The sequence below is a fragment of the Stenotrophomonas sp. GZD-301 genome (assembly GCF_049310345.1).
GTDB lineage: Bacteria > Pseudomonadota > Gammaproteobacteria > Xanthomonadales > Xanthomonadaceae > Stenotrophomonas.
The window spans coordinates 19,276-28,206 of record NZ_JBMOWY010000085.1 but is presented as its reverse complement, the minus strand read 5'-3'; the positions used below and the strand labels follow the sequence as shown (position 1 = coordinate 28,206).

At 69.7% G+C, this 8,931-nt stretch carries 10 protein-coding genes; 8 read left to right on the top strand and 2 right to left on the bottom strand.

Annotated features, from left to right (window positions below):
• Positions 1-391: 391 nt before the first annotated feature.
• Together ACO6VK_RS19945 and ACO6VK_RS19940 are read left to right on the top strand one after the other, a co-directional pair.
• Positions 392-838, top strand: a complete 447-nt coding sequence (locus ACO6VK_RS19945) for a hypothetical protein (RefSeq protein WP_422510199.1) — start codon at positions 392-394, stop codon at positions 836-838.
• A complete protein-coding gene (locus ACO6VK_RS19940; protein WP_422510197.1) occupies positions 808-1,296 on the top strand; it encodes a hypothetical protein in 489 nt (162 codons plus the stop codon). Before ACO6VK_RS19945 ends, ACO6VK_RS19940 begins: the two co-directional genes overlap by 31 nt.
• 254 nt (positions 1,297-1,550) lie before the next feature.
• Here the strand turns inward: ACO6VK_RS19940 and ACO6VK_RS19935 are convergent, their stop codons facing one another.
• Positions 1,551-2,402 (bottom strand): acid phosphatase, encoded by an 852-nt coding sequence (locus tag ACO6VK_RS19935; RefSeq protein ID WP_422510195.1) that lies wholly within the window; start codon positions 2,400-2,402, stop codon positions 1,551-1,553.
• 275 nt (positions 2,403-2,677) lie between these two features.
• Between ACO6VK_RS19935 and ACO6VK_RS19930 the strand changes: the two genes are divergently transcribed.
• On the top strand, positions 2,678-3,559 hold the full coding sequence (locus tag ACO6VK_RS19930) for a hypothetical protein (RefSeq protein ID WP_422510193.1): 882 nt from the start codon (positions 2,678-2,680) through the stop codon (positions 3,557-3,559).
• Positions 3,560-3,569: 10 nt separating this feature from the next.
• The gene (locus ACO6VK_RS19925) at positions 3,570-4,778 is read left to right on the top strand and encodes a DUF4785 domain-containing protein (protein ID WP_422510191.1); all 1,209 of its coding nucleotides are present in this window, start codon (positions 3,570-3,572) and stop codon (positions 4,776-4,778) included.
• A 60-nt stretch (positions 4,779-4,838) separates the two neighbouring features.
• Here the strand turns inward: ACO6VK_RS19925 and ACO6VK_RS19920 are convergent, their stop codons facing one another.
• Complete coding sequence (locus ACO6VK_RS19920) at positions 4,839-5,669, bottom strand: ABC transporter ATP-binding protein (protein ID WP_422510189.1); 831 nt, start codon at positions 5,667-5,669, stop codon at positions 4,839-4,841.
• Between the two features lie 148 nt (positions 5,670-5,817).
• Between ACO6VK_RS19920 and ACO6VK_RS19915 the strand changes: the two genes are divergently transcribed.
• From ACO6VK_RS19915 to ACO6VK_RS19900, 4 genes are all read left to right on the top strand, one after another.
• Positions 5,818-7,020 carry a DesA family fatty acid desaturase gene (locus ACO6VK_RS19915; protein ID WP_422510188.1) on the top strand — a complete coding sequence of 401 codons (1,203 nt, stop codon included), beginning with the start codon at positions 5,818-5,820 and terminating at the stop codon, positions 7,018-7,020.
• 42 nt (positions 7,021-7,062) lie between these two features.
• On the top strand, positions 7,063-7,392 hold the full coding sequence (locus tag ACO6VK_RS19910) for an EF-hand domain-containing protein (RefSeq protein ID WP_422510187.1): 330 nt from the start codon (positions 7,063-7,065) through the stop codon (positions 7,390-7,392).
• A gap of 43 nt (positions 7,393-7,435) precedes the next feature.
• The gene (gene mutM / locus ACO6VK_RS19905; RefSeq protein WP_017357606.1) at positions 7,436-8,248 is read left to right on the top strand and encodes a bifunctional DNA-formamidopyrimidine glycosylase/DNA-(apurinic or apyrimidinic site) lyase; all 813 of its coding nucleotides are present in this window, start codon (positions 7,436-7,438) and stop codon (positions 8,246-8,248) included.
• A gap of 80 nt (positions 8,249-8,328) precedes the next feature.
• Positions 8,329-8,895 (top strand): ECF-type sigma factor, encoded by a 567-nt coding sequence (locus tag ACO6VK_RS19900; protein WP_017357607.1) that lies wholly within the window; start codon positions 8,329-8,331, stop codon positions 8,893-8,895.
• The last annotated feature ends 36 nt before the right edge of the window (positions 8,896-8,931 follow it).

Below are 8,931 nucleotides of genomic sequence, written 5' to 3'. Positions count from 1 at the left end.
TCCTGCGGCACCGGGAGAGCCGACCGTTGGTCGGCTATCGCGCGCAGCGCGGGTTTTGCAGTGCCGGAACGAAGAGCAGCCGGGCAGAGCCCGGCTCTACGGTGCGCCCCGGTAGAGCCGACCGTTGGTCGGCTATCGCGCGCAGCGCGGGCTTTGCAATGCCGGAACGGAGAGCAGCCGGGCAGAGCCCGGCTCTACGGTGCGCCCCGGTAGAGCCGACCGTTGGTCGGCTATCGCGCGCAGCGCGGGCTTTACAGTGCCGGAACGGAGAGCAGCCGGGCAGAGCCCGGCTCTACGGTGATGCCTGGCACCGCTTTGCAAATTGCTGCATTCCGGCACCGTCGCACGCCCGGCATACTGGCAGATCAATCATCCCGTGCGGCTCAGAGCAATGGAAACCACGCAACGCACACCATCGACCGCTGGCCGGGCGCGGGTGCTGTGGGGCTGCATGGATGCAGCGCAGATCATCATCTACCTGGCATCCGCGCTCCGGCATGGCCGCCTGCCGTACCTCGACGATATGCGTGGGTCGATCGCGGTGCTGGACAGCCACGGATGGACGGCGCTGCCCTTCCTTGCGCCGAGCTGGGTGCTGCAGGCGAGTCTGTTCGCGTCCTGCGCGTTGCTGCTATGTCGCAGCCGGCTCGGTGTCCATCTTGCGTACGTGCAGCTGCCGCTGCGGCTGATGGTGCTGATGCCTTCTGTGCCGTTTGCGCTGATGCTGGTTCATGACAGGGCGCCAACGCCGGCGACGCAGGTGGCGATGACGATCGGCCTGCTGCTGCTCATCGAATTGCTGAAGCTGTGGACATTGCGACGGGGCGCGCGCGGTTGAACCGCGCGGGGGAAGTCGCCGCGTTGCTGCTGGTCGAGCTGCCGGTGTGGATCATTGCGTGCGCGCTGGATGCCGTCCTCCGCTGGGGCGCGGGCAGGGGACTGCTGAATTCGGTCCACCGCAGGCGCGCAGTGATCGCATGCCTGCGGCGTGTCCCCACGCGCGGCTACTGGCGAGCCCACTTCCGCAGGCTGCGCCTGCGCAGACGCCCCTTCGCGCTGGACCTGCAGACTGCCGATGCTGCCGATTTCATCGGCAGAACCGAACGGGAGATTTCCGGGATGCTGCGGGCGGACCCCACACAGGAATTCGGCCTCGACCACGGACTCACCGTTGTCCGATGGGAGCGTGGGGGCTTCCGCGTGGAGTGCCATGTTGTCGGCACCTGTCGTGACTGCGTCATCGAGATGAAGGACGGCACCGGATGTCATCACGCGATCACCCGAGCGCCGCGGTAGAGCCGACCGTTGGTCGGCTATCGCGCGCAGCGCGGGATTCTGCGATGCCGGAACGAAGAACAACCGGGCAGAGCCCGCGGTGCGCCCCGGTAGAGCCGACCGTTGGTCGGCTATCGCGCGCAGCGCGGGGGTTGTGCGGTGCCGGAACGAAGCGCAGCCGGGCAGAGCCCACGGTGCGCCCCGGTAGAGCCGACCGTTGGTCGGCTATCGCGCGCAGCGCGGGATTCTGCGATGCCGGAATGGAGAGGGTTCTGTCAGAGCGCGCTTTCCGGGCGCACCTTCAACACCGCTTCCTCGGTCGCGCAATCACGGCTGGAATGCAGGCCCGACTTGCGTGCGGCGGCGATCTCGCGGCGTGCGGCGATCAGGTCCTTGTTGAACGCGGCGTTGTCATGCAGGCGCGCCACGGCGGCCGCACCCATGAAACGGCCTTCGAGGATGTCGCTCTGCCAGTGCACGTTGCAGACCAGCCGGCTTTCGCCGTAGTTGCGGCCACGCGCCTGGATCGCGTCGGCGCGGTCAGGCGCGATCTCGGACAGGATCAACGCCCAGGCCCAGCCGATCGAGGTGTGGCCCGACGGGTAGGAGCCGTTGCCGCGCAGGTCCTGTTCGTCTTCCGGGCTGCAGGTGGGCTCGTTGTTGACCATGAACGGCCGTGCGCGCTGGTAGTGCTTCTTCGCGGTGCGCGTGGCCGCGCTGGCATCGATGCGGCTGCGTTCCAGCAGGCGGTACAGCGCCGGCGTCTTCACGGCATCCACATCCACGTCGATGGCGCAGGAGAACTGGTTGGCGCCGGCCGGGAAGCCCAGTTCGGCATCGCGGTGCGCCTGCGCGAAGCGCGGGCTGTCGCGCAACGCGCGCGCCTCGCGGCTGACCTGCTCATCCAGCGCGAAACCGGCCGAGCCTGCCGCCGGCGGCGCGGGCACCAGGGCCAGGCTGGCCGGCACGGCCTCGGCGGGCAGATAACCCACCGCCTTGGTCGTCACCGACGCCTCCACGGGCGTGGCTGGCGGTGCGGCCGTCGACGCGCAGCCGGCCAGCGCCGCGAGCAGGGCCGCGCCGAGCAGCGGGCGCAGAACGAGGGTGGGCGTGAAGGACGACGACATCGGCAGGTCTCGGCAAGAGGCGGACAGGCATGATCGCAGCTTGCCTGCCCGTTGGCGGCGCCGGCCGTCATGCGGCCAAACCCGGCACAAAACGGCGGGATCGGCCGGGAATCCTCCCAAAAGATAGGAAACATCTACTGGCGCACGGAATTCAATGCGCTTACGGCATAGCTTCCGCCCAAGGAACGGCCACGCGTCATACGAATGTCGACCATTGCGTTCAATAGTGAGCCGGTGCCGAAACCAGGGGGATCACCTGACGTGGGAGACAACGGATGCGAAGCAACGCAGGAAGGATGGGCGTCGGCCTGGCCGTGGGCCTGATGCTGGCGTGCAGCGGTGCGCAGGCAGCGGATGTGGTGGGGGTGGCGTTCGTGCACGGCACGGGCGCGCAGACCGATGCACGGGCCGCCTACTGGCAGCCCGGCATCGTCGACACGGTACGGCTGGGGCTGCCCAACAGCGCCAACTACACCGTCATCAATTGCGACTTCACCCAGTATATGTGGAAGCCCGAGGCCGCCGGTTGTCTGGCCGGGCAGTTGACCACGTTCATCAACGGCAAGGGCATCACCAAGCTGGTGGTGATCACCCATTCCAACGGCGGCAACGTGGTGCGCTGGATTCTGTCCAACCCCACCTATGACAGCCGCTACCCGAAGATCATCCAGACGGTCAGCAAGGTCACCGCGCTGGCGCCGTCCTCGGCGGGCACGCCGCTGGCCGATGCGGTGCTCAACGGCAACACCTTCGAAACGTCGGTGGGCTGGCTGCTGGGCTATACCAACGACGCGGTGCGCCAGCAGCAGGTGGGCCACATGGCCACCTACAACGCACAGAACCTGTACGGCACGGCCGGCCGCCCGGCATTGCCCAAGCCGTTCCGCGCGGTGGTCGGCTCGGATGTGGAGTCGGCGGTATGGGACAGCAACAGCTACTGCGGGGGCTATGCGCAGAACGTCGGGCTGGAATTCACCCAGAACTGGCTGAACAGCTGCTCGGACGGATTCCTGGAGTGCAGCAGCCAGAAGGCCGCCGGCACCACCTGGTTCACCGACAAGCAGCGCACCAAGGGTGCCGAGCCGTTGAGCCACAACCAGAGCCGCCGCGAATGCTTCGGCCTGGGCACGATCCTGCGCAACGACCTGGCCCTGTGAGGAGCACACCATGACTGCAAGACTGACGATCGTGGTGGCCGTGGCCGCCGCCGTACTGGCCGCGCCGCTGCAGGCCGCACAACCGCTGCTGCCGGCACGCAGCAGCGACCAGGTGGCCCCGCGCGTGGAACGCGCCGCGCTGCCTGCCGAGGCCGGCGAGCGCGCGCCGCTGAGCTTCGCCTGGGCCCTGGACCCGACCCAGCCGCTCACGGCGCCGGCGCCGCAGGCCGCGCTCAGCCGCAGCTACTGGGAAACCGTGGACGCCGCCACGCTGCAGCGTGGCGTGGCCCTGCCGCTGACGGCACCGGATGCGGTGATCCAGGTCAGCCCGGTGCAGGGCGCGCGGGCGCTGCGGCCCGAGCAGTGGGAGGTGCGCGACCCGGCCGGCGCGCTGGCGGTGAACCGTGTGGTGGACGCCGAACAACTGCGCGCCACCGGCATGGCCGCCGGCACCGGCACGGCGATGGTGCGTACCGGCGGCAGTGCCGCGGTGGGCACGTACCGCCTGCAGAGCGCGCAGGCCCAGGGCCGTTACGTGGTGCAGGTGCTGGAACCCAACAGCCCGATCGCGCTGCGCCTGCAGGCCGACCGCCAGCAGGTGCTGGCCGGTGGCCGCGTGGTGGTCAGCGCACGCCTGCAGGACGACGGCGGCAGCACCGCACTGGCAGCGGGGCGCTCCACCGCGCGGGCCCTGCCGGCCGCGGGCGAGGCGCTGCTGGTGGCACCGGATGGACGCAGCTGGCCGGTACCGCTGGTGGCCGGCAGGGACGGCCTGCAGGCGCAGGTGACGATCCCGCAGGAGGTCGGCACGGTCCAGGGCCTGTGGGAGCTGCAGGCCTTCGTGGGCGCCAAGGGCGTGCAGCGCGATGCCAAGGTCGCCTTCGCCGTCGCGCAGGCAACCGCCCGTTTCAGTGGCCAGGCCGAGGCGGACCCGACGGCCCGCGCGGTGCGCCTGCCGCTGCAGATCGGTGCGCCGGGGCGTTACGAGGCACGCGGCACGCTGTATGCCACCGGCCCGGACGGGCAACTGCGGCCGGTAGCGCAGGCGCACAGCGCGGCCTGGTTCGACGCACCGGGCAATGCCGAGCTGCACTTGCCGTTCGCCAGCGTGGCCCTGCCGCGTGGCTATGCAGCGCCGTTCGAGCTGCGTGATCTGCAGCTGCAGGACCAGAGCCGCATGGCGCCGATCGAATCGCGGGCGCGGGCGTTGACGTTCTGAGGGATGCGGGGCGGGGCAACAGCCCCGCCCCCTTCACGGATGCGCCCGCTGGCGCTGTGCTCAGCCGGCGAACGCGCTCAACCGCCCGTCCTGCTCCACCACCTGGATCGGCCCGCCGAACACCTCCGACAGCGGTGCATCGCGCAGCAGCGCGGCGCGGCTTCCGTCGGCGACGATCCTGCCGGCGCGCAGCAGCACCACCCGCTCGATCTCCGGGATCACCTCTTCGATGTGGTGGGTGACCAGCACCAGGGTGATGCCCTGGGCGGCCAGCGCGCGCATGGTGGCGATCAGGTGCTGGCGCGCCACCAGGTCCAGGCCGGTGGACGGCTCGTCCAGCAGCAGCGCCTGCGGGCGGTTGACCAGCGCACGGGCGATCAGCACCCGCCGCGTCTCGCCGGCAGACAGTTCGGCATAGCGGCGCTGCAGCAGGGGCAGCGCAGCGGTCATAGCCAGGGTTTCACGCACCCGTGCGCGCATGTCCTCGGTGATTTCACGGAAGGCCGGCACCACGAAGCTGGCGAAGAACCCCGACAGCACGGCCTCTTCGACGGTCAGCCCGGGCATGTCGGCCAGGTTGCTGCTGAGGTCGCCGGTGACGATGCCCAGCTGTGAGCGCAGCCGGTCCACCTGCCAGCGGTTCTGCCCCAGCACGCGCACGGCCACCGTCCCGTCGCCGTGGGCCAGCGGATACAGCTCGCGGGTGATCAGCTTGATGAAGGAGGACTTGCCGCAGCCATTGGGGCCGAGCAGCGCGGTGTGCTGGCCCTGGGCGATGCGCAGGCTGAGGTCGTGCAGTACCCGCACCTGGCCCCGGATCACGCAGGCGCGGTCCAGTTCGATCAGCGGGGCGGTGGATGACGGGGAGGGGGAGGAGGCGGCAACTGTCATGAATGCGGGGGCATGCTCACGAAGGAGGGACTGAACTGAATGACGCGGTAAAAATCGCACCGGATGGATGAAGTTTGCAACGTCAGGCCCCATCATGTCCGAAGGTGTACCCGTTTCCCTGCTGGCCCCTGCGGCCCGGAGTCCTGCGATGTTCGATACGCTCCTCAACTTCCTGACCGGCGGTATTGTCGGCCTTGGCTGGTGGGGTATGGCGCTGGTGCTGCTGGTGTTCACCCAGCTGACCATCTTCGCCGTCACCTTGTACCTGCATCGCAGCCAGGCACACCGCGGCGTGGACTTCCATCCGGTCATCGCCCACTTCTTCCGCTTCTGGACCTGGCTGACCACCTCGATGATCACCAAGGAGTGGGTGGCGATCCATCGCAAGCACCACGCCAAGGTGGAAACCGACGAAGACCCGCACAGCCCGGTCACCAAGGGCATCGGCAAGGTGTTCTGGCGCGGCGTGGAGCTGTACCGCGAAGCCCGCGGCATGCGCGCTGACATCGAGCAGTACGGCCGCGGCGCGCCCGACGACTGGATCGAGCGCCACCTGTACACCCCGCACGCCAACCTCGGCCCGGTCGCGCTGCTGGCCGTCAACAGCGTGCTGTTCGGCCTGCCCGGCGTGGCCCTGTGGGCAATCCAGATGGCCTGGATCCCGTTCTGGGCCGCCGGCGTGGTCAATGGCCTGGGCCACTGGTGGGGCTACCGCAACTTCGAGTCGGCCGATACCTCCACCAACCTGACGCCGTGGGCGTTCTGGATCGGCGGTGAAGAGCTGCACAACAACCACCACGCCTTCCCCAGCTCGGCCCGCTTCTCGATGCGCCGCTGGGAGTTCGACATCGGCTGGGCCGCCATCCGCGGCCTGCAGGCGCTGCGCCTGGCCAAGGTGCTGCGTGTGGCGCCGAGCATGGACGTACGCCCGAACATTGCCGTGCCGGATGCGGAAACCCTCAAGGCGCTGCTGTCGCACCGTTTCCAGGCGATGACCGATTACCAGCGCAACGTGTTCGTGCCGGCGCTGCGCGAGGAAGCCGCGATGGCCGGCGCCAAGCTGCGCAAGCTGCTGCCGCGCCGCATGCGCCGTGGGCTGGTCAATGACGGTCGCTGGCTCAAGCCCGATTGCCGTGCGCAGCTCAGCACCTGGGTCGAACAGCGCCCGCGCATCCGCGTGCTGGTCGAGCACCGCGCCCGTCTGGCGGCCCTGCTGGAAGCGCGTGGCAACGATGCCGCCGAGCGTCTGAAGCTGCTGCAGGCCTGGTGCCACGAGGCCGAGGCCAGCGGCATTGCCGCGCTGCAGAACTATGCCGCGCGCCTGAAGGGCTACGCGCTGACGGCGCACTGAGCCGTGCACCGCGTTCACCCGTTGTCCGAAAAACGCCGCCCCGTGCGGCGTTTTTCGTGGCTGGTGCTGCTGCTGGCCAGCGCGGTCGCCCAGGCCCAGGTGACCGACACCGGCAGCTACCTGCAGCGCATGGACAGCGATGGCGACGGCAAGGTCAGCGTGGAGGAATACGTGCAGTGGATGCTGTACGCGTTCGACCGCATGGACCGCAACGGCGATGGCGTGCTCACCCGCGATGAGCTGCCGGGCGGCAAGGGCAGCCCGATCACCCGCGAGCAGCACCGCCAGACCTTGATCGAGCGCTTCCACAGGCAGGACGCCAACGGCGACGGGTACCTGAGCGCCAAGGAACTGGCCGCGCCACCGCGCTGAACCGGCCCGCCCCGGGCAGGCAGGGGCTCGTTAGAATCTCCCCATGCCCGAGCTTCCCGAAGTCGAAACCACCCGTCGCGGCCTGGCGCCGCACTTGGAAGGCCGCCGCGTGCATGGCGTGATCCTGCGCCGGCCGGACCTGCGCTGGCCGATCCCGGCGGAAATCGCCGCGCTGCTGCCTGGCCAGGCCATCGACGGCGTGCGCCGCCGCGCCAAATACCTGCTGCTGGATACGGCCATCGGCAGCGCGCTGCTGCACCTGGGCATGTCCGGCAGCCTGCGCGTGCTGCCCGGCGATACTCCCGTGCGGGCCCACGACCATGTGGACATCAGCCTGGACAACGGCCGCCTGCTGCGCTTCAACGACCCGCGCCGGTTCGGCAGCCTGCTCTGGCAGCCGGCCGGGGAAACCCATGAACTGCTGGCCGGGCTGGGCCCGGAGCCGCTGGACGATGAATTCAACGGCGACTACCTGTTCCAGCGCAGCCGTGGCCGCAGCGCGTCGGTGAAGACCTTCCTGATGGACCAGGGCATCGTGGTCGGCGTGGGCAACATCTACGCCGCCGAGAGCCTGTTCATGGCCGGCATCAACCCGCTGCGCGAGGCCGGGCGCATCTCCCGCGAGCGTTACCAGCGCCTGGCCACGGCGGTGAAGCAGATCCTCGGCCACGCGATCACCCGCGGCGGCACCACCCTGCGCGACTTCATCAACCCCGACGGGGCGCCGGGCTACTTCGAGCAGGAACTGCTGGTCTACGGCCGCGACGGCCAGCCCTGCCGCCAGTGCGGGCGGCCCCTGCGCCACGCCACCATCGGCCAGCGCGCCAGCGTCTGGTGCGGGCACTGCCAACGCTGAAGCGGCCGTCGCCGGATCGTCTCGCGGCCGTCTCTCCCGGGGCGCTATAGTCCGGCCAACGTCACCGGCGGGGGTGTGCGATGAACGAAAGCGCGGATATCACCGTATGGCTGGACTCGGCCCGCGCGGGCGACCGCGCCGCGCTGGACCGGGTGCTGACCCTGCTGTACCAGGAGCTGCACAGCATGGCGCGGCGGCAGCTGGCCGGGCAGCAGAACCGCACCCTGGACGCCACCTCGCTGGTGCATGAGTCCTACCTCAAGCTGCTGGGCGCGCGCGGCGCCGCCCGGTTCGAGGACCGCGCCCACTTCTTCGCCTATGCCGCCTCGGCGATGCGCAGCGTGGTGGTGGATTACGCCCGCAACCGGCTCGCGCGCAAGCGCGGCGGCGACCTCAAGCGCGTTGCCGAGATTCCCGAAAACAGCAGCAGCGGCGTGCGCCTGGACGAGGACCTGCTGGCGCTGGACGTGGCGCTGGCGCGGCTGCAGGCGGTGGATGGGCATCTGGCGCGGGTGGTGGAGCTGCGCTACTTCGCCGGCCTGTCCGAGCAGGAGATCGCCGAGCTCTGCCAGCGGTCCGAACGCAGCATCCGGCGCGACTGGCAGAAGGCACGGATGTTCCTGCTGGCCTCGGTCCGCGAGGACTAGCGCAGCGGCATCCGGGGCCCGCGTGGCGGCGCGGGT

Excerpts from the sequence above, each read along its gene's own strand:
- ACO6VK_RS19935 (WP_422510195.1), bottom strand. The coding sequence starts at position 2,402 with ATGTCGTCGTCCTTCACGCCCACCCTCGTTCTGCGCCCGCTGCTCGGC.
- ACO6VK_RS19930 (WP_422510193.1), top strand. The coding sequence starts at position 2,678 with ATGCGAAGCAACGCAGGAAGGATGGGCGTCGGCCTGGCCGTGGGCCTG.
- ACO6VK_RS19945 (WP_422510199.1), top strand. The coding sequence starts at position 392 with ATGGAAACCACGCAACGCACACCATCGACCGCTGGCCGGGCGCGGGTG.
- ACO6VK_RS19900 (WP_017357607.1), top strand. The coding sequence starts at position 8,329 with ATGAACGAAAGCGCGGATATCACCGTATGGCTGGACTCGGCCCGCGCG.
- mutM (WP_017357606.1), top strand. The coding sequence starts at position 7,436 with ATGCCCGAGCTTCCCGAAGTCGAAACCACCCGTCGCGGCCTGGCGCCG.
- ACO6VK_RS19925 (WP_422510191.1), top strand. The coding sequence starts at position 3,570 with ATGACTGCAAGACTGACGATCGTGGTGGCCGTGGCCGCCGCCGTACTG.
- ACO6VK_RS19920 (WP_422510189.1), bottom strand. The coding sequence starts at position 5,669 with ATGACAGTTGCCGCCTCCTCCCCCTCCCCGTCATCCACCGCCCCGCTG.
- ACO6VK_RS19915 (WP_422510188.1), top strand. The coding sequence starts at position 5,818 with ATGTTCGATACGCTCCTCAACTTCCTGACCGGCGGTATTGTCGGCCTT.